Source organism: Treponema vincentii (assembly GCF_018336815.1).
In the GTDB taxonomy this organism is placed as follows: Bacteria; Spirochaetota; Spirochaetia; order Treponematales; family Treponemataceae; genus Treponema.
The window spans coordinates 1643119-1664616 of sequence record NZ_CP050497.1 but is presented as its reverse complement, the minus strand read 5'-3'; the positions used below and the strand labels follow the sequence as shown (position 1 = coordinate 1664616).

15 protein-coding genes are annotated in these 21498 nt (G+C 45.8%); 8 read left to right on the top strand and 7 right to left on the bottom strand.

The features are described 5' to 3' along the window. Positions 1-6 precede the first annotated feature (6 nt). The gene (locus GWP40_RS07430) at positions 7-3396 is read right to left on the bottom strand and encodes a hypothetical protein (RefSeq protein WP_230974328.1); all 3390 of its coding nucleotides are present in this window, start codon (positions 3394-3396) and stop codon (positions 7-9) included. A 1037-nt stretch (positions 3397-4433) separates the two neighbouring features. Here GWP40_RS07430 and rpmF point away from each other — a divergent pair. Genes rpmF through rnc form a run of 3 tightly spaced genes read left to right on the top strand, consistent with a single transcriptional unit; the run spans position 4434 to position 5629 of the window. Then, complete coding sequence (gene rpmF, locus GWP40_RS07425) at positions 4434-4622, top strand: 50S ribosomal protein L32 (RefSeq protein WP_016522149.1); 189 nt, start codon at positions 4434-4436, stop codon at positions 4620-4622. A gap of 15 nt (positions 4623-4637) precedes the next feature. Next, entirely contained in the window at positions 4638-4874 is a 237-nt protein-coding gene (gene acpP, locus GWP40_RS07420; protein ID WP_016522148.1) for an acyl carrier protein, read from the top strand. A 20-nt stretch (positions 4875-4894) separates the two neighbouring features. Next, the gene (gene rnc, locus GWP40_RS07415) at positions 4895-5629 is read left to right on the top strand and encodes a ribonuclease III (protein WP_040858897.1); all 735 of its coding nucleotides are present in this window, start codon (positions 4895-4897) and stop codon (positions 5627-5629) included. A gap of 2 nt (positions 5630-5631) precedes the next feature. On the opposite strand, the gene GWP40_RS07410 is transcribed toward rnc, so the two are convergent. Further along, positions 5632-6594, bottom strand: coding sequence for an Hsp33 family molecular chaperone HslO (locus tag GWP40_RS07410; protein WP_212564812.1), 963 nt, complete (start codon positions 6592-6594; stop codon positions 5632-5634). 46 nt (positions 6595-6640) lie between these two features. Further along, positions 6641-11194, bottom strand: a complete 4554-nt coding sequence (locus GWP40_RS07405; protein ID WP_414162770.1) for a 2-hydroxyacyl-CoA dehydratase — start codon at positions 11192-11194, stop codon at positions 6641-6643. A gap of 101 nt (positions 11195-11295) precedes the next feature. Between GWP40_RS07405 and GWP40_RS07400 the strand changes: the two genes are divergently transcribed. Continuing rightward, positions 11296-11736 carry a hypothetical protein gene (locus GWP40_RS07400; protein WP_212564810.1) on the top strand — a complete coding sequence of 147 codons (441 nt, stop codon included), beginning with the start codon at positions 11296-11298 and terminating at the stop codon, positions 11734-11736. A gap of 10 nt (positions 11737-11746) precedes the next feature. After that, positions 11747-12286: a 16S rRNA (guanine(966)-N(2))-methyltransferase RsmD gene (rsmD, locus tag GWP40_RS07395; RefSeq protein WP_212564809.1), complete on the top strand. Its 540-nt coding sequence runs from the start codon at positions 11747-11749 to the stop codon at positions 12284-12286. A gap of 545 nt (positions 12287-12831) precedes the next feature. Here the strand turns inward: rsmD and GWP40_RS07390 are convergent. Continuing rightward, entirely contained in the window at positions 12832-13605 is a 774-nt protein-coding gene (locus GWP40_RS07390; protein WP_212564808.1) for an IclR family transcriptional regulator, read from the bottom strand. Between the two features lie 340 nt (positions 13606-13945). Between GWP40_RS07390 and GWP40_RS07385 the strand changes: the two genes are divergently transcribed. Then, a complete protein-coding gene (locus tag GWP40_RS07385) occupies positions 13946-15172 on the top strand; it encodes an Nramp family divalent metal transporter (RefSeq protein WP_212564807.1) in 1227 nt (408 codons plus the stop codon). A gap of 45 nt (positions 15173-15217) precedes the next feature. Next, positions 15218-16201 (top strand): agmatinase family protein, encoded by a 984-nt coding sequence (locus GWP40_RS07380; protein WP_212564806.1) that lies wholly within the window; start codon positions 15218-15220, stop codon positions 16199-16201. Between the two features lie 250 nt (positions 16202-16451). Here GWP40_RS07380 and GWP40_RS07375 read toward each other — a convergent pair whose 3' ends face one another. From GWP40_RS07375 to GWP40_RS07365, 3 genes are read right to left on the bottom strand one after another with little or no spacing between them, the layout of a single operon-like run. Next, complete coding sequence (locus tag GWP40_RS07375) at positions 16452-16991, bottom strand: ATP-binding protein (RefSeq protein ID WP_212564805.1); 540 nt, start codon at positions 16989-16991, stop codon at positions 16452-16454. Between the two features lie 20 nt (positions 16992-17011). Next, the gene (locus GWP40_RS07370; RefSeq protein ID WP_212564804.1) at positions 17012-17356 is read right to left on the bottom strand and encodes an anti-sigma factor antagonist; all 345 of its coding nucleotides are present in this window, start codon (positions 17354-17356) and stop codon (positions 17012-17014) included. 18 nt (positions 17357-17374) lie between these two features. Further along, entirely contained in the window at positions 17375-18892 is a 1518-nt protein-coding gene (locus tag GWP40_RS07365; protein WP_230974327.1) for a PP2C family protein-serine/threonine phosphatase, read from the bottom strand. 374 nt (positions 18893-19266) lie between these two features. Between GWP40_RS07365 and ftsH the strand changes: the two genes are divergently transcribed. Further along, positions 19267-21345, top strand: a complete 2079-nt coding sequence (gene ftsH / locus GWP40_RS07360) for an ATP-dependent zinc metalloprotease FtsH (RefSeq protein WP_230974326.1) — start codon at positions 19267-19269, stop codon at positions 21343-21345. The last annotated feature ends 153 nt before the right edge of the window (positions 21346-21498 follow it).

Genomic DNA, 21498 nt, shown 5'->3' with positions numbered 1-21498 from the left:
ACGGGCTTATTCCCAGCTAAAGCCGGAACCGCGCTGCAATTCTTTGGTGAATTTTCCGGCGGCATCCTTTTCTTCCGGTGTGTTCAAGTTTCCGTCTAAGTCGTATGTCAATACTTTGTTGTCATTATGCACCGGCTTACTGGACGAACCGGAAAGGTGTCCGTTTACATCATAAGCGCCGTCCGAAGCAATCACAAGCTTTTTCGGCTTAACGGCAATAAAGCGGTAAAATCCATAACCGACTCCCGAATTTGAACTCTGCGGAGGTACGGCACTCTTTTCAGCGAGCTTTTCTGCATTCTCGGAGAAGCCCTCCGCCGTCTTACCGACTTTATACAGTGCGCTGCTCATCTTAAATTCATCAATGGTGCAGGCACCTGCACCATTATGCCATTTCTTGGTCTCTTCTGCCTTTGACGTAATGGCATACAGCGTACCCTCAACCACCTGTAAGTCGTTAATTGCTTCTTCGTACTCGATATACGGAGACTGCGAGCTGCTAGTCGGCTGCGGATTTGGTATCGGAGTATCAGGATTGACGGGATCCACATACGACGAAGCATTTTCTACAACAGTAACCGATCCATCGGCATGCTTTCCTTTCAGGAATTTTTTTACCTTTAACCGGTATTTAGGAATCTGATTACCTCCTACAGTCTCTTCATATATCTGCTTTACACCGACGAATACCCCGTCCATATTTGCGGCAAGTGCGGTAAGTTGTTCGTTTTCGGCGGATATAAATGCCTGCGGCTCTTTTTCTCCTACAAAATGATCTGACCATTCTATCTTCTGTACACTCAACCTCAGGTTACCTACGACTGGCACAACATTAATGCCGTAATACAAGACATTGGTGCCGCCGGAAACATCCACTGCAATAGATACGGGCTGTACTGATTCATCCTTGATTTTCATATCTCCCGTGCTATTAAAGCCGGTATCCGTAGGCGTAAAGCGTTTAACCTTATAGTCCGAGCTTTCACGCGTCACGACATAGAGATTACCGTTTTGGTCATAGCAGAACACATCGGTAAGCTGTTGGGATGGCATGGTACTAAGTGCAGAGGATGGAGAATAGGTTTCCGTTCCGTTGTCACCTACCCAATATTGGCTGCTGCCTTTCTCCCACAGCAGCATCTTCGTTTCGGGATATGTGTACTTATCATAGCTTTTAAACCATGTTGCGCCGTCTAAATCCAAGGAAGAAGCGCTCAAGGTGTTATTTTTACGATCAAAGGCCATAATGCGGTCTTGATTGCCGTTGACATGGAGATTTTCGTTCACCTCCTCGATATTTACACCGTTATCCGCAATGTACAGAGTATCCCCGTCATACCCGATAAAGCCCACAGGATTGGAAAAATACTGCGCATCATATCCGATAGAACCGGGGTTTGCAGCAGCCGGATTAAGGCCGCTGTTATTGCCCGACAGTACGACCGGCGTTAATTGTGTAGAACCGTCGTACGTGTATCGCACTATTTTACCCAGCGCATAGAAGGCTGCTCCCCCAGTGACATTTTTTTGAGCGAGCAAGCCGTAGACGCCCTTTCGGTCGGCAAATAAGCCGGTGCATACCATTGGGCTTTTGGTGGGATGCTGCCAAAGTTCATCAAGTGCCGTTTCGGCTTTATCCGTAGTAAATGCAAAACTTCCTGCCGTCTGCACCTTATATGCGTACAGTTTTTTAACATCGTCCGAGCCAACCTTCACATCCATTGCAAAAAAGAGCGTACCGTCAAACGCGGCAACGGCATCGATAGTTACCGCCCCCCGAACATCGGGCATAGTAACTGTCGCGGGGCCGCTGAAAGAAGCATAGCCGGTATCAGCCTTTGCCATATATGCGGTAATCATAGTATCCGTGGAACTTACCCTCGTGCGTTTGAGCAAAAAGACATCCGCCGTTTTAAAATCTACGGCAAGATCGGTTATACCGGTATCGGGCAAAGTAAATCCCGTCTTTGCAGTTCCGAAGTTATTATCTTTTGTACCGTCCGCGCTAAAGCGTTCAAGATGAAGCTGTGCAGTCGGCGTACTGTCGCAATACAACACATAAACATTCCCCGCGCTGTCCCGCGCGGTCATCAGCTTGTCCTGCTGCCTTGTGTTGATATCCTGAACAAGCTCTTTTACGCTGCCGTCCAAAGTTTTCAGCTTGAGGGTAACATGGCCGTCCTCATCGCGGCTCCACAATAAATGCGGTATCTTCGTTGGAGGATATTCACGGTATTCCGCAAACCATGTTACGTCGGAGGCGGAATCTTCAAAGGTCAAGACCTTGGTATCACGATTGACCTTTGCAATACGGTTTTTGTTGCCGGCAATACAAAAGTCTATATAGGGATTTTCGCTTATTTCAGCACCGTCATCCGCAATGTAGAGGTAATCCTCATCATAACCGATAAAGCCTACGGGATTAACAAAAGCATTCTCCTCAAAGGTAAGGGACGGATCGTTTTCTCCTGCTTTGGAATGGAGCCCTTTCACGGTTTTATTTGCAAGCCCCCCTTCACTATATGTATAATGAACAAGCGCTCCTACCATATACCACTGAGGACTTCTCAATGAACTTCCATACAGCAGACAGTAGACGCCGCTTTTATCGGCAAAAAGACCGGTACATGCAGTCCACCCGCCTAGAGAACTGGGGCGGAGATTTTCCAACGTTTCTATGGCTCTTTCAACCAGTGTCAAGGATGTACCGGATAACGCTACATCGCAGGCAATCAGTTTATTTGCACTCGTTGCTAAGAACAGCACGCCGTTATATGCAGCTGCTGCGCTAACAGGGAGAGCAGTAGCTGCCACGGGCAACGTACTAATGTCAAACGGACCTGAACAGGTAAAGACATTGGGGCTGCTTTCTGTTAGCGCGTATACATTAGGAGAAGAAGTATCAAATACAAAAATGGTATTGGTTTTAGCATCAACCGTCATAGTGCGGATGCGGACAGAGGATGGCAGTGCACTCGTAATAGCGGTCTCAAAGGCGTGTTCTATAGAGCCTTCGGCGTTAAAGCGTGCAAAGAATCTTGAAGTACCCTTGTCATAGAGCACATATATCCTGCCTTTACCGTCACGTGCTATGACCGGATAACCCTGATGATTGCCGCGGATTTTAACATCATCAATAAGCTCTTTCCCGTTTGCCAGCTTGAGCGTAATTTCAACATCTTGAGGCTTGTTCAGTTTAACCTTGGAAAGAACATTCCCTACACTCTTCGGTGTTTTAGACAGCGTTACGGTAACGGGATTGTTCCCTGCCGTAACGGTGTGTTCTTTTGAACCGCGCCACTCACCTGCCGCCGTTGTAACCTTCACTTCTACGGTAATTTTTGTACCGACAGGCAGTTGGAGTGTTACCTCTGTCTTTTGTTCTCCATCTACCACCTTAGTCCCATCTGCTTTGGTAACGGTAATTTTTGTATTATCTTTGTGAAAAACCGGCAGTCCACTGGCGGGATCAACGGCACGGGCTGCCCCCCCCCCCCAATAACAACTCGTACGGTACCGGTTCCTTTTCCGGCGGTCATACCGTTACATGCCGTAAACATAAGGCATAGCGCTGCAAAAAAAATGCTTACATATACAAAAACGCGCTTTTTCATATCCTTCCTCCTCACATAAAAAATAGCCGATTCTCATTTTTTATTATATAGAACAAAACTTCCAGCTTATCCGTTATCTTTTTCGGTAACCATACTTTACCGTTTTTTTATAATGTAGTATATCCCATCCCGTAGAAAAAACATAGATCTGCGAGAATTATTTGCAAGGCTTCCTGATGCATCAAAGTCTGTTTGCAAAAGCCGGATGGGGTTTCCAAAGGGTGCTCTCTTTGGTCGTCATTTTTCTTTAGATGGGGTTACAGAGTAACCGCATTAAAAATATTTTGAGCGGTTGCCTACCTTCTGTGCGAAATTTCATAGGTATAAGGTGAGCGTCTACAATGACGCCGCTCACCTTAACCGTCAAGTTTTCTTTCGAAAACTTGCGTATTGATGTGTGTGCTTTTCGCGCACGAATACAACAGTTTTCAAAATTTATATTTTGTTCAACTGTTGTATTTTAAGGAAATAAAATTTCGCACATTTTTTCCAAAAAAACGGGCAAACGCATCAGACAGATAAATTAAATTCAGTAAAATAAGAGAGGCTATGAGACCATTTGAACCATCTTCAACTGTTGTACATCCGTGTACAACAGTTGAAGGCGAGTTTTGTGCGTACACAAAACATCGCTGCTGTATGGAACTACTGCCATCCTTGGCAGTTCTGGTCGAATAGACTCTCTTATTTTGCGGGGAACATTCATAAAACGTCTGATGCGTTTGCCCCTGATTGTTCACGATGTATTGACTATTTTCAGGTTCACGTATAATATGGAATATCTTTTTGTGATTTAATTATGAATAGGGAGGTTACCTTATGGCAGTGCCAAGAGCTAAAACGTCAAAAGCACGCACACGCCGCCGTCGAGGAATCAATATGCGGTTAAACGCGCCTCATCTTGTGGAGTGTGCAAATTGCGGCAATTTAATTTTATCTCATCATGTATGTTCAAAATGCGGGTTTTACCGCGGACATCAGGTCGTTGATCCGGATACATTAAATTAAGAGAGGATTTTCTTTATGGACGAATTATTTGTTCAAATTCAAAAGCTGATTGCAGACAAATTGGAAATTGATGCGGATAAAATTACGCTCGATTCTTCATTCCGCCAAGATCTCGGCGCTGATAGCCTTGATACGTATGAACTGGTGTATGCAATCGAAGAAGAGATGGGGATAAAAATTCCCGATGGAAAAGTAAGTGAATTCGAAACTGTTAGAGATGCTTACGATTTCATTAAATCTCAGTCAAAGTAATATTGCAAAAGATGTCGTTCTTGTTTCCTTTTACGCATGTTTTAGAAAAACACCGGAAGCAAGAACTGCTTACTTTTCAAAAAAAAGCAGGATGTAAATTTAAAAATATTAGCTTATTGGATATAGCCTTTCGTCATCGTTCGTTTTCTAATGAACACAGCGATTCTCCGATCAATAATGAGCGGCTTGAATTTTTGGGCGACTCGGTACTTGGTATGATTGTTGCGGCGGAGCTGTATCTTGCTCATCCCGATAAACCTGAAGGTGATCTTGCAAAAATTAAAGCGGCTGTCGTTTCCGAAGACTCTCTTTTTCCCATTGCACTGAATCTCAATATTGATAAATATTTGATGCTGGGACATGGTGAAGAAGTGTCGGGAGGGAGAAAGAAAAAGGCTCTGCTTGCCGATGCGGTGGAAGCATTGATCGGCGCCTTCTATTTAGATTCAGGGTTTAAGGCCGCTCAACAGTTCGTATTAAAAATTATTGAACCGCAGATGCAGTTGGTCGAACAAAATAAACATCGATATCGAGATTATAAATCCTTGCTGCAAGAATATGTGCAAAAAAAATACCGTATTATTCCGAAATATGTGCTGGTAGAGACATCGGGGCCGGATCATGACAGAGTTTTTCAAGTAAAAGTTGTCATCAAAGAGAAGGAATATGAACCTGCTCTAGGAAAAAGCAAAAAAGAAGCGGAACAGGCAGCTGCAGAGGCCGCATTGAAAGCATTATCACCGCAGATTTGCTGATTTTATAGTTCGGCAAGCGGAATATGGTATACGCTGGAGCAATTCCTACAGACAATCTCAAGCGGATCGTCTGCCGTTTCTTTTAAGTTTTTCAGTTCGGTTTGCGGTAATTTCCTCAATGCTTCCAGATAATACTCCTTTGAGCATGGGCAATCAAAAGTGATGTCCCGTGTTGCAACCGCTTGAGGGTTAAACTCTCGTAACAGACCGAAGATAATGTCTTCGCAGTTGCCGCCTTCACCGAACCAATCGCCGAGCGGAGGACAGGCGGTAAATGCCCGTTCCATACTGGTAATGGCATCTTCAATTTCTTCTTCCGTCTTTAATTGTCTGCCACGGCGTGTTCCTCCCTCTGTCGGCATCCGTTGAATAAAAAAACCGCCGGCTCCGACTACTCTGCCGATGCTGTCAAATCGGATACTTGTATTAAAAGCGGTGTAGAGCTGTTCCGATTGCTGAAAATACCATGTAAGGTCTTTCGCGATATTCCGGTATTTAATTTCGACAATACCGCGCTGCGGATCCCGCCCCTCCGTTTGATATGCTTCGGGGAACCGTGTAACGCTGAGAGTACCGTTTCCGAAGAAGGGGGCAAGATCCCAGCTTTCAAGTGGAGCAGTAATCGGAATGGGATTTTGCAAAAGGTAGCCGCGTACAGAGCCCCGCGAATCTGCTTCTACGGAAAAACCGGTTGCAGGGCCATCCGTTTCGTAGCGCAGCTGGAGTGTTTCGCGCCCTTTCATTGTTTGAATCATCAATGCGGCACAGAGGCCTGCCTGACCGAGGACAAGGGTTTCCAGAATACCCAGCCGGTGCTGTGCGCGTATTTGGTTTACGAACCGCGTGCCATGGAAAAGCCCTCCACGGAACAGTCCGTCGTCGGCAGTAAAAATATGGAGTTCATCTTTTTCAAGTTTATCAAGGTGCTGTTGCAGCGCCGTATCTTCAATAGGTGCGTATATCATACCTGTATGTTAATAAAATGAACTATTAAAAACAAGGGACTCTGCATTATGCCCCCTTCTGCTTCATCTGATCGGGATGTTCGCCGTATGGTGCATTTGCCAATAAGAGCTTGAGCCGATTGAGCTGATTGACCTCGCTTGCTCCCGGGTCAAAGTCGATGGCGGATATCTGCGCATCGGGGTACCGGCGGCGCAGTTCCTTAATCATCCCCTTGCCGGTAACGTGATTGGGAAGGCACGCAAACGGCTGTAAACAAGCGATGCTGACAACTCCCGATTTAATAAGTTCAACCATTTCGGCGGTAAGGAACCAACCCTCGCCGGCAACGTTACCTAAGTCCAAAACCCCGTGAACGCCTTTTGCAAGATTGTAAATCGATTCGGGCGCGGTAAAGCGGCGACTTTTATTCAGAGCTTTTTTCATTCCGCTGCGGTACCGCTCGATATACCAGATCATTGCGTGGTACTTAAACCGGTTAAAGGCGTTCGATTCCAGTGATGTTTCATAGTAGAGGCCGTCGAACAAGGAATAGAAAAAGAAGTCCATCAAGTCGGGCATGACGCATTCAGCGCCTTCCCGCTCAATGGTGCCGACAATATCGTTGTTGGCTGTCGGATGAAATTTTACCAAAATTTCACCGACTACGCCGATACGGGGTTTTTCCCCTTGAATGAGCGGAAGCGTATCAAAGTCATGGACAATATCGCGTACAATCCTGCGATAATCCCGTCCTGTCATATGTTTCAATTCATTCTTTATTCTCTCCGCGTAGTGCCGATGGAGCGCATTTGCGGCGCCTTTTTCCTGCTCGTATGGGCGGGTACGGTACAGTACACGCATCAGTAAGTCGCCGAGGCAGAGCGCCTTTAGCGCGCGGTCTGCTAAACCGAACGTCGGCTTAAAGCCGGAATTCTTTTCAATTTGCTGCGCACTTAACCCGATTACGGGGATATAGCCCAAGCCGGCATCCTCTAACGCCCGCCTGATAAACCCGATATAGTTTGTCGCACGGCACCCGCCGCCCGTCTGCGTGATGATGAGCGCCGTCGCATTGAGATCGTATTTACCCGACTGCAGCGCCGAAATCATCTGCCCTGCAACGATAATCGCCGGATAGCAGGCATCGTTGTTCACATACCGTAATCCGCAGTCGATTGCCTGAGGGTCGGTATCGGGCAATATGACGAGATTAAAGCCGGAGTGCCGGAAGGCTGCTTCCAATAAGTCAAAATGGATGGGAGCCATCTGCGGCGCGAGAACGGTATACCGCTTACTCATCTCTTCGGTAAATTCAACTCGTTTAAAGCCGCGATATCTCTGCGCCTTGACGGGTGCTCCCTTGCTGCGCTCGCGGATAGCGGCGAGTAAGCTGCGGATACGGATACGCACGGCGCCGAGGTTGGAACCTTCGTCGATTTTGAGTAGGGTATACATTTTCCCCCGCGCTTCGATAATTTCCTGCACTTGATCGGCGGTAACCGCATCCAAACCGCAGCCGAAGCTGGTGAGCTGAATGAGCGCGAGGTTATCCTGCCGTGCGGCAAATTCGGCGGCGCGGTACAGCCGGTTGTGATACACCCACTGGTCTACAACCCGAAGCGGGTGGGGTAGTTTGCCTAAATGAGCAACGGAATCCTCGGTTAATACGGCGAGTCCCAAGCCCGTCAGCAATTCGGGGATTCCGTGATTGATTTCGGGATCAAGATGATACGGTCGCCCTGCAAGCACAACACCGATAAGCCCCTGTTCTTTTATTTTCCGAAGCGCCGCTTCTCCTTGGAACTGGGTCTCCTTTTTTACCGCTTCCGCCTCTTCTTTCGCTTTTCGTACAGCGGTGCGGATTTCGGCAAGCGGAATATCCCAGTATTTATTGAGCTCTTCGTGGAGCCGCTCGCCGAGCCGCTTTTCGTTATAGAGCGGCAAAAAGGGGTTAAGGAACCGGATATGTTCGTCCTGCCGCAGCGCATCGATGTTGTTTTTGAGCACTTCTGGATAACTCGTTACGACGGGGCAATTGAAATGGTTGTTTGCCTTGGGGTCCTCTTTCAATTCGTAAGGAATACAAGGATAGAAAATCGTCGTAACGCCCGCTCTCAAAAGCGCTTCGATGTGCCCGTGAGAAATTTTGCCGGGATAACATACCGATTCCGAGGGGATGGATTCCAAGCCCAGCTCATAGAGTTTACGAGAGGAACGCGGCGATAATTTTACCGAAAATTTCAGCTCGGTTAAAAGCGTGAACCAGAACGGATAGTTTTCGTAGAGGTTGAGCACACGCGGAATGCCGATAACGCCTCGTGCGGCTTCCGCTTCCGGCAGCGGCTTATACGAGAACATACGTTTATACTTCCAATCGAAGATGTTCGGTAGCTTACTGTCCTGTTTTTTTGTATCTGCCTGTTTCTTTTTATCGGTTTGTTCAGGGCTACCGGCCTCTACCGGCGAGTCTTTTTGCTGTGCATTCGCCGTTTCCGCTATTTCGGCGCCGCGCTCACAGCGGTTCCCCGTAATGAAGATGCGGGTACCTGCTGCGGGCGTATTAAACCGGTTGACGGTTAAAAGGCAGTTGTTTGCGCATTTACCGCAGCGGGAAAGTTCCAGTTTGACGGTGAGCGCATCAAGTCCTTCCGCCGGCAAGATATTTGACCGGACGTGTGCATCTGCTCCTTGTTCTTTCCATTGGTCGTGGGCGAGGAGTGCGGCGCCGAAGGCTCCCATCAAGCCGCTGATATCGGGGCGTACCGCTTCTCTGCCGGTAATCAGCTCAAAGGCGCGCAACACCGCATCGTTGTGAAACGTACCGCCCTGCACAATCACCTTTTCGCCGATAGCGGCGGTATTTCTCAGTTTGATAACCTTAAAGAGGGCATTTTTAATCACCGAATAGGAAAGCCCCGCAGAAATATCGCCGACGGACGCGCCTTCCTTTTGCGCCTGCTTAACACGGCTGTTCATAAAGACCGTACAGCGGCTTCCGAGATCGATAGGTTTCGGTGCAAGGAGCGCTTGAGCGGAAAAGTCCGTAACCGGCATACCGAGCGAGCGGGCAAAGTTATCCAAAAAGCTGCCGCAGCCCGAAGAACATGCCTCGTTCAGTTGAATGGAGCTGATACAGTTATTCTTCATGCGGATGCACTTCATATCCTGTCCGCCGATGTCGAGCAAAAACTCAACACCGGGAAGAAAGAAATCGGCTGCGCGGTGGTGTGCGATGGTTTCAACTTCTCCCGCATCGACGCCGAAGGCCGCTTGGAAAAGCCCTTCGCCGTAGCCGGTAGATAAAGAGCGGGCGATATGCGCTCCGCTCGGAATTTGCTCATAGAGGGATTTCAGCATGGTTACTGCAAGATTGACAGGGTTCCCTGCATTCGATTCGTAGAACTGCCAGAGGATTCTCCCTTCTTGGTCGATAAGCACGGCCTTTGTTGTGGTGGAACCGGCGTCCATACCGAGGAACACCGGGCCGGAAGCGGTTTCAAGCGGGGCGGTTTCCGCCCGTTCTCGCCCGTGTCGTTCGCGGAACTCTGCAAGCGCCGCATCATTTTCAAAGAGGGGCGTAAGCCGCTGGACTTCCTGCATTTCTGCATCGGCGAGGGAGCCGAGCTTATTCCGCAGTATTTCCACGGTCAAGGCGGCGGGGGCGATAAATACTGTTGTGTTTGTTATTTCCGGCGGTGCACTCGGATGAGCACGGAAGCCCGTGCGTAAGAGCTGTGTTTTCGTTGGCGCCGTGCAGGCAATATCCGCTGTTTCCGCGCCGTTGTTGACAGTCCGGTGGGGTGATGCTCTCAGCGATTGATTGGAACCGGCGCTGAGCGCTGCGCCGAGTGCGACAAAGAGTTCCGATTTTTCCGGCACGATGATTTCATCGTCCGTCAGGTGCAGGGTTTCGATAAATCGCTGCCTCAGCTGATCAAGGAAGTGTAGGGGGCCGCCTAAAAAGGCGCAGCGGCCGCGGATTGGTTTCCCGCATGCAAGACCGGATATTGTCTGGCTGACAACCGCCTGAAAGATACTCGCGGCAATATCTTCCCGCCGCGCTCCTTCGTTGATCAGCGGCTGTACGTCGGTTTTTGCAAAGACCCCGCAGCGAGCGGCGATGGGGTAAATCGTTGTTGCGTTTTTTGCAAGCTCATTTAAGCCTGTCGCATCGGTTTCGAGGAGCGCCGCCATTTGGTCGATAAAGGCGCCCGTACCGCCTGCGCAGGTGCCGTTCATACGCTGCTCAACCGAACGGCCGAAGTACGTTATCTTGGCATCTTCGCCGCCCAACTCGATAGCAACATCGGTTTGCGGAATCTTTGCCTGCACGGCGACAGCTGCGGCGACAACCTCCTGCACAAAAGGCACGGAGAGCCACTTTGAAACAGCCAAGCCGCCGGATCCGGTTACCTGTACTTGTAATTGAGCGCGGCTGCCGTAAACCTTTGCCACCTCATCCAAGGCTTCCGTTACCACCAAAATAATTGTCTTGCGGATATCTGCGCGGTGCCGCTCGTATCTGCTATATATTATGGAATTATCAGCAGCAAGAATCACCGTTTTTACGGTTGTCGAGCCGACATCAATTCCCATGTGAAGTTTATCATTGAAAACCATGCGTATCATACTGCCACATTGCATAAAAAATGGCAAGTTCGGCAAAACTCATATTTATTGAGAAAATACCGATACTGAAAAAGTAGAAAGGGAGGCGTTCTATGCTTAAAAATACCGCATTCCATGATAATCTCTATCAGCTTGCAAAAATAATCAATATTACCACCGAAGGACTTTCGCTTGAACTGTCGGAAAATATGTTTTTAGAAAAGACCATTGCTGATATATCTTTTATATCCGATACATTGCAGTCGCTATTTACCGAAGTGCAGAATCTTTCACATTTGCCTGAATATCTTCCGATTATGCAGAGTCTCTATTCCTGCGAAACTGATTATTTATTGCTCTTAAAAGCATTTGCCGCTAAAACGATTGAAAAACAGATTACTTTGTCTGTTTCGGGTACCGATCTGGGGGCTTATTATAAATTACATACTGATATAAAAGATCGAATAGAAAAGCGGATTCAAGAAAGCGATAAGAATCTTGATGCGTATCAGATTGTTTCGCAAAACGAACTCAGTCAACTTCTTTGTATTTAAGTAAATCGATATGCGTATAACAGGCGGGACGCTAAAAAACCGGAAAGTTCAATGTCCTAAAGGTATTATCCGACCGGCAATGGATAGAATGAGGGAATCTCTTTTTGCGATTTTAGGTGATTTGGAAGGAAAATCTTTTTTAGATTTGTTTACCGGATCGGGTATGTGCGGACTGGAAGCCTATTCACGGGGAGCATATCCGGTCGTATTGGTGGAAAAAGACAAGGATAAATTTCCTATTTTGTTAAAAAATGCCGCGCTTGCAGACAAAAAACTTGACTGTAAATGTATGCCGGTGGAGCTTTATCTCCAGCGTTCAAAACATATCTTTGATATTATCTATCTTGATCCCCCGTTTCCCTATCAGTTCCATTATGATCTATTACATACAATTGCCGAAAAACCGATTCTTGCTGCCGGAGGGCTTACGCTGATACATCGCCCCAAAGAGAAAGAGCTTCCGGAACAAATCCTGTCATTAACCCGCATCGACCAACGCGCTTATGGGCGGTCGATAGTGGATTTTTATCGAAAAGCAAGCTCCTTTTGAAATATACGGCGCATCTGCGCCAAAACTATACATCTGTGTATAGTTTTGGCTGCGAGTTTTGCGTGAACGAAAAACATCGCTTCTCTGACAGGATGTCAGTGGTTCCATACAGTATCGCGGGGATGTATCAAAAGTTGGTTGCTTTTTCGCCATCCCTCATCAGCATAGCTGATAACGAGTTTAAAATTAAGTCTTTATACAGTAATAACTTTTAAATCTGCCATGGATGGTAGTGGTTTTAACAGTAACAAGTTTTCGATGAGAAAACTTGAAGATAACAACGGTACAAGGACGTACCGTTGTTATCGTAACATCGCATCTAAATCTAAGGAAACTGTCAAAAAGCTGTTACGCAATCCGCTTTAGCGGATATGATAAATCATTTCCTTACAGAAAAAGCCGATAGGCTTCCAGTTTTTGGACAGCCCCCTATGCTATCATATGCTTGGGGCAGGAAAAATGACATTATAAGAACCTTTGAAAAGTATAAATCGGATATTAAAAAAGTAAAGAAGATGCCGCTTTCTCAGAAGCAACGTCTATGCCTACTCATGATTAAAAAGCATATCACTGAAGTTATCCGCAAGTGTTTTTAGCTCTCTTACTAAATCTATGTTATTTTTAATCAGCACTGAAAGACCGGTTGCGCTGATAGTAGCATATAAGCATTGCTTATCATCTACAATCGGCGCCGAAACCGCATAGACGCCCAACTCAAGCTCCTCATCTTCTATAGAATACCGATTTCTGCGGATTAATTCGATGTTTTCCCGTAATGCTTTCTTTGTTGTAATGCTGTGCGATGTTGTGCTTAGAAGGGGATGCCGTCTTAAATATCTATCGAGCTGTTCTTCATCAAAAGTTGCAAGAAGCAGTTTACCCGATGCGGACGTGTGCAGCGGATTAATAATTGTTTCCATCGCAGCAATAGAATAGATTGAAGAGTTAGGCTGTATGCGCTCAAGGAGTATTAATTCTCCCGATTCCAACGTAAATATTGCAGTACTGCAGTTATATCGGTTAGAAAGCTCCTGCATTGCTTTCTTTGCTTTTTCTTTGAGAATGCGTTGTTTGGAATCATTCATCACGATAATCTTGTCGCGGAAAAAATGCCCAAGTTTATACTTTCCCGATATATCCTGTTCAACGTATTCATTTTGACGCAGCGTGTTAAGAAGTCCGTGCACAGTGCTTTTGTTAAGATGGAGAAGACTGCTGATTTCTGCAAGACTCATTTCAGTACTGCCGTTCTTAAAGCAGGCGATGATATCAATAGCACGCTGAACGGATTGAATATTTTTCGGAGATTTCGGATTCATACATTTTCCTTTTGATTCGTGCGGAGGGTTTAATACCCCGACGCTTGCGTCGTAACAAAGGGTATTAAAGCCGACTGCAACCACCTTATGAGAACAACATACCCCGACGCAAGCGTCGGGGTTGTTGATTCGTGGTGCTGAAACAAAAATTAGTATAGCCATACAATTTGAAATGGTCAAATATCTTTAGTAAAAATCAAAATCAACGAACAGCTATTTGATAATGTAGTAAAATATGAAAATATCAAAATATTATATTGACAAAAGATAATACACTCCTTAGAATATTATATAGACAAATTGCATTTGCTATTGTCAAAAATAAAAAGGGGGTGACAAAATGCAAGGACAAAAGAAAAGGTACGGTTTTAAGGATAAACTGATTGCTATGGGCCCCGGCTTTCTCATTGTAGGTTCTTTTATCGGGCCGGGAACGGTAACAAGTTCTACTCGGGCAGGAGCAGCCCACGGTTTCGCACTGTTTTGGTGCATTATCTTTTCCGTCATTGCCGTAGTTGTGGTGCAAGGAATGGCGGCTCGGCTTGGTATTGTAACTCAAAAAGATTTGGCACAGAATCTTACAGATGACTTTGCGGAACGTCCGGTGCTTAAATACATTCTTTGCGGTTTGGTAGCTGTTGCTATCGCTGTGGGCGGTTTTGCTTATATGGGCGGAGATTTAACGGGAACGGCTCTTGGTATTAGCGCTTTGACAGGTATTTCTACAAAAATTATTGCTCCGATTTGGGGTTTGGGAATCCTGCTGCTTCTCTTTTTTGCCAATGATGCTGTAAAATACTTGGAAAAGCTTTTAGGTGTGTGTGTGATTATTATGGCCGCTGTATTTTTAATCACTATGATTATTGTAAAGCCGAACATAGTTGAATTGCTTCGCGGCTGTATTCCAATAGTTCCGCAAGGAAATATTATGACTTGTTTGGCTCTTATCGGTACCACAGTAGTCCCTTACAATATGTTTTTACATGCTGCCAGTGCAAAACGGACATGGAAAACGGCGGATGAGCTTCCGCTTTGTTCTTTCGGCACCACTGTGCCTATGCTTGTCGGCGGTGTCGTAACCGGTGCTATTATGGTTACGTCTGCTACTGTAATGCGCGGTATGGCCGTCAACAATGCTATGGATATGGCTGTTCAGTTAAAACCGCTGCTCGGCGATGCTGCTCTGCCGTTTATGGCAATCGGTTTGATAGCTGCCGGTGTTTCATCTGCAGTCTGTACACCTATCGGCGTTTCCTATGTGCTGGCAGGTCTTCTTGGTTGGGAAACTTCGCGCTCCGACAAACGATATACCATTACCAACGCCGCCGTTTTGATTGTCGGCATTATCATTGCCGCTACCGGCAGCAACCCTCTTGCGTTGATTATGACAGCACAGGCTGTTAATGGAATTGTGTTGCCGGTTGTTGTGGGTATTACCGTTTATCTTACCGGACGTAAAAAGATCATGGGGCAGTACACTAATACTATTATACAAAACATTCTCGGAATAGCCATCTTTATTGTTTCTCTGATACTCGGTATCAGCAGTTTTATCGGTGTATTCTAATACAAGAGTATTTAATACGATTTTATACAAGGAGGACGTAAAATTATGCGCTACAGCAAACCTACAATTTATGACCCTAACTTTCTGCCAAATACTATTTACAGCGGAGTTCCTTCGTGGCTCAATCTTCCGGTGCTGGAATGCCGGTCGGATCTTAAAGGACTGGATGCCGCAGTCATTGGTATTCCATGGGAGGGCGGCTGTACTATAGGCGGATACTCTTCCTGTACTGAGGGGCCAAAATCCATCCGTTCCGTTTCAATCCGTTATACCGGTTTTTTGCCGGATTTTGGTATTGACTGTACAGATTACCTGAAAATCGGCGATTATGGCGATGTTGCCTGCCGTAACGGCGACTACGGTTTTACCTTTGAAAAAGTGCGGGAGCGGATTGGGGAAATTATTGATGAAGGGCTATTTCCTATTACATTCGGCGGAGATCACGGCATAGCATATCCTATTATCAGTGAAATTGCAAAACGGCATCCCCACAAGATCGGTGTTCTGCACTTTGATGCGCATTTGGACAACTATGCACGTTTCGGGGACGATGAATTATCCCGCTGTTCTCCGTTTTACCGTATGTACAATGACCCAAACATTGATCCTGAGAAAATCGTCCATATAGGAATTCGCGGCCCGCGGAATCATCGCGATGAATTTAACAATGCAAAAAAATTCGGCGCACACATTATTCTTGCTCGTGAGATCAAGGAAAACGGGTGGAAGGCTTCTATCGATGAGGCTATTGCGGTGGCATTTAAAGATACGGAGCAAGTCTATATAACTATCTGTGCAGACGCACTGGATGCATCTTGTATGCCTCAAGGCCCGCAGGATATGTGCGGGCTTAGCTCCTATGAGTTGTGCATGATGGTTCATGAAGCCGGGCTTTACGGAGCAAAAGGGTTTGATTTTGTAGAAATCTATCCGGATGTTCTAAGTTATCAGACTGCGTCCCACGATGCCTGTTGGGCTGCGCTCTACTATTTGAATGGTCTCGCAGAATACAAAAAGAATCAGGCGTAAATAGATTCTCCGACACCGGTTTTTCGAAACAGGGCGGTAAAAGATCGCTTTCTTCTAAAATCAACAACCCCGATACTTGCGTCGGGGTTGTTGATTTTTTGAGTAGCCTTTTTAAAAACTTCAGTTCCGTGGAAAGGCGGAGCCTTAGGATTAATTGCTCCGTCAGCTTGTTGAAAAAGTAAGCAACTTTTGAGATATCCCCATTGCTACAAACGGCGGGATGGAAAAGGCGTATTAGCACCGTGTTATTTTATTCTATTGCAATACCGTGGCGTTTTTTGGGGTATTGTTTCAGCATCGCGATCGAATTACGCTTATCGCCGAATACAAAACCGCCGTTCCAGTACTCAAGAGCGGCAAATAATGCATTCCCGCCGTCATTTTCATCACTCTGCGCTGTCCTAAAGGAAACATAGTCGCCGAGGTTTGTAAAATCCTGCTTATGCAGACATTCAAGCCGTTTCCGGTTAAACTCGTTCCATTTTTCTATGTCTTTAAAGCCGGAACCTTCGTCTTCTACGATGAGGTGTGCGTGTTCGGGGCTAAACTCGTACCACACCTTCACTTTCTTTTTAGGGTCGCATTTATTTCCATGCTTTACGGCATTTTTGATAATTTCACTGATTTGCTGTTCAAGCAGGTTAATTCCTTTAATTTCCAACGGAGCGGATTGAACAATTAAAAGGGTAAAATAGCGAATCTGCCGAAAATCCGAAGGGAATTCCTTATAGAGCATACCGGTCTTATCAAACAACGGATCATTTCCATCAACACGTAACTCTTTAATCATATTGTAACTTTCTCCTATTTTTATTGACTATCGGCTAATTTTTGCAGTGCTTCTTCCAAAGTATTAGTGATGGGAAAGAAACCCATCAACTTTGTTAATTCGATAACTTTTTTTACCGAACCGTGAATATTAGTAATATATAATTTTAAGTTTTTCTTTTTTAAGGTTGAACAAATATAAATCAACGCGCCGATACCGGAAGAATCGATATATTCAACTTCTTCAAGATTGAGTACGATACATTGAATCTGACGTTCAAGCATCTTGGTAATCAACTCCTTTAGTTTATACGAATTGTATAAATCCATTTCTCCGCTTATATCGACAATGTATATATCCTTGTTTTTTCGGATTTTCAGTTCCATATTCCGTTCTCCTTCACGCTATTTTACCTTAATAATCATCACCGTCTGATCATCATGCGGTGATGTCTTTCCCATAAACATCTTTATTTGCTTATTGATTTTATCGGTAATGGCTTTCGCCGACAATGTAGCGTTTGCAGCCAAAAGCTCCGCAAGAGCTTTTAATCCAAACGGTTCGCCCCGATCATTCAGTGTTTCGATAATACCGTCGGTAAACAAAACAGCGATATCTCCTTTTTCAACAGGAATCCTTTTGCAGATATAAACCGATTTACTATCTACACCGATAGGATCCGATTTTTGTTCAAGCCGCACTAATTTCTTTGTCGAAGCTTTCCACAAGAGGAGAGACTGCGTTCCGGCATTTACATATTCAATGCTTTTCTCTACAGGAATATACGTCAATAACGATATGCTTGCATAGTGGTCAATCGATATTTTTCCGGTAATACCCTTATTTAAAATATCGAGGATACTCTGAGTGTTCTGCGCCGTATTGGTGATAAGATAGAGCAACGAGCGAATCATCACCATAACGATACAGGCGTGAATACTTTTTCCGGCAACGTCTGCGGTAATACAGAAAAGCCTATCTTTCTGATTCTGAATAATATCATAGTAATCACTGCAAACGCCTCGCGCCTGATTAAAAAGCACTGAAAAATTCAAGTCCGCTGTGTCGACAATCTTCTTAGGAAGCAAGATTCTTTGAATACGGCTCGCAATATCGGTTTCGTTTTCGATGGTGTTTAATTCCGTTTCATCCTGCAAATCATATATCAGTCTCAGAGCAGCCGTTGCATAGCTGGTCAATATTTCGCCGATTTGTACATCGGATTCGGTAAACGGTGCATGCTCGGTACTGCGTGATAAAGAAATCAGCCCCGCTACCGTACCGTGATAAATCATTGGTAGCGTTAATAACGAACCCGGCAAGAGGAACGGCTCTTCTCCGTTGATAACAATTCTACTATCGTCCTGTGCATGCGGAATTAAAATCGATTGTGCCGAACGCGCGGCCTCACCGAAAAATGAATTATTGAGTGGAAATTCCGCATATCTAAAATTAGTGGCAACCTGCTCTTGCTGGTGCGGCACATCATCGGGCAGCTTATACGGCGGCGGATAATTTCCACTATACGCCTTAACGCTGAGCACGTCTTCAAATTCACCGATGGTAAGGATAACACCTCCGTCTGCAAAGAGCTGTTCTATCATGATTTTATTGATAAAACCGAGAATACCGGACGTATCGGTTCGTTGTCGTATCGCTTCGGCGGCTTTTATCAGGAACGTATTGCCGACCGGTAACAATTCTTTTGCCCTCATTGCAGTTTCATCAGGCCGTTGCGCCTTAACCAGTTCTTCTTGTATTAGCTCCGTCTGCGTTTTGAGCGTTGTATATTCCCGCCGGTAGACCGCATCGTTTGATGCAATAATCACTAATAGTATAAAACAAAGAGCGCCGAGTGCTGTCGACGCAAGAGGAAAAGATGTATGCCTGAAAAACAAAGCTGCCGCTATCGACAAGAGCATAATCACAACCAATACAATGTTATATAACCGAACTGATTGTGCACTTTTTCTATTTCTTATAGCTCGTATTATGAAAAACAAGCAACATATTACACTTACCGCAAGAAACACCGTTGCGGCGGAAACTATTTTCATAAATGCAATTCTATCATCTATTTCCGGTATCGTCAATTATAAAACTTTTCCTTGTTTTCCATTATTCTGCAGGCGCGTATTGCGGAGAACTTGATGCATTTGCCCTGACTTTTTGAATATCCTGCTTGTCTATATTGTCTTTTTTGAGTATGTTATGCCTTATAAGATAGGGAATCTCCACTACCTTCACCGAAGTTTTGAGCGGAATCCTAAAATAAAAAGATGAGGCAACGGCAATTATGAATCAAAATGATGATAAGAATAAAAAGGATCCGAACGAACGAGATCCCTTTAATTTTTTTAAGTTGAGTCCGGAACCGTCCAATAACAATAATAACAACAAGGATCAAAAGAAACCGAAACTTCCTTTTATCGCTATTATTGTCGGCGTGTTTATCGCGCTGCTTATTGCAAACCAGTTTTTGATGAAGCAAGATGCGAATGTTATTCCCTTTTCGGAGTTTAAAGATCGCGTTGCATCGGGTGAAATCGTCAAAGTCATTATGGGACCGACGTATTTTATCGGGCAAACAAAGACGCAGGCGAGCAGTGAGCAAACCCGCAGCAGATTGCCGTTTTTGTCGGCAGATACGGGAGACGCCTATCAAACGGTCGGGATCTATTCGGAATCTTTTTTACAGCTGCTGGATGAGCACAATGTCATTTATTTAGTACGCCCTAAAGAAAATAACTTTCTTGTCGACTTTTTGGTACAATGGATACTTCCGTTCGGTTTTATCTTCCTTCTCTGGCATTTTGTGATGAAGCGTTTCACCTCGAATCTCGGCGGACTCGGCGGCAGTATCTTTTCCGGAGGGCAAGCGCGATCCGCAGCTGTCGAGGAAGGAAAAGTTACCACCCGCTTTAGCGATGTCGCAGGTGTCGATGAGGCAAAAGAAGAACTGGTTGAAGTTGTAGACTTTTTAAAATACCCTCAAAAATATACCGAAATAGGCGGTAAAATACCTCGGGGTGTCTTATTGGTTGGCCCGCCCGGTACCGGAAAGACCTTACTGGCTCGCGCCGTTGCAGGGGAATCCGGTGTTCCTTTCTTTAGAATCAGCGGTTCGGACTTTGTAGAGATGTTCGTCGGTGTCGGAGCCTCTCGCGTACGCGACCTTTTTAAACAAGCACGGGAAAAAGCTCCCTGTATCATATTTATCGACGAGCTGGATGCCATCGGTAAGTCTCGTCTGAATTCCATTCATTCAAACGACGAGCGGGAGCAGACGCTCAATCAGCTGCTCGTAGAAATGGATGGATTCGATAACAGCACGGGACTCATTTTGCTTGCGGCAACCAACCGGCCTGATGTTCTAGATCCCGCGCTGCTTCGTCCCGGACGGTTTGACCGGCAGGTAGCGGTTGATCGCCCCGATATGAAAGGGCGGGAGCAAATTCTCAAGATACATGCCAAGAATGTGAAGCTTTCCAGCGGAATTGATCTCAGCGATACGGCGCGGATTACGAGCGGTTTTTCGGGCGCGGATCTTGCAAACGTGATTAACGAGGCTGCGTTGCTTGCGGTGCGCGGCGGTCGTAAAGAAGTTATTGCGGAAGACCTCAACGAAGCGGTGGAAAAGGCCATCGCCGGTTTGCAGAAGAAGAGTAGGGTAATCAAGGAAAAAGAACGCCAGATTGTTGCCTACCATGAAACAGGCCACGCTATAACGGCCGCCTTTACCGAAGGGGCGGATAAGGTACATAAGGTTTCCATTATACCGCGCGGTATTGCAGCGCTTGGCTATACCCTAAACATCCCCGAAGAAGACCGCTTCCTGCGCACTGAAAAGGAATTGCTTGCAGAGGTTGACTGTCTGCTTGGCGGGCGGGCTGCCGAATTTGTGCAGTTCGGCGTTGTTTCCACCGGCGCTGCAAATGATCTTTCACGCGCTACCGATATTATCCGCGGTATGATAACCGACTATGGTATGAGCGACCGCTTTAAAAACGTTGCGCTTTCAAAGCGGGGCAGTGGATACGGAGCGGGGGATCCTCAGCTGGTACGCGAATACTCTGAAACAACGCAGCAGTATATCGATGAAGAGATTGCCCGCATCATGGAAGAGCAATACGCCATCGTTGTAAACCGGTTACAAGCAAAAAAGTCCCTGTTGGACTATATTGCAAAGCGCCTGCTTGAGAAAGAAACGATTGATAAACAAGAATTTGAGGATATTATCAAGGCGGAATCTCAGTTACCGCACCAACCTGTCCTCGCAGCGCCGGAAACTACACTGTCTGATTCATCCGATGCAGTCGCCGAAACGGACAAGCCCGCTGCCGATGACTCGGATTCATCCACTTCTCATCAATAATCAACATAAAAAATACTCATCGGGTATCTCTAACAACTAGCTGAAGTTTTTAGAGCTACCCAAGGAGGCTTTCACTTAAAATTTTCTGATACAGTTGCTATGAATACGAAAATTTATGCTTCCATATTTACTAAAAATAGTATACAATAAGCA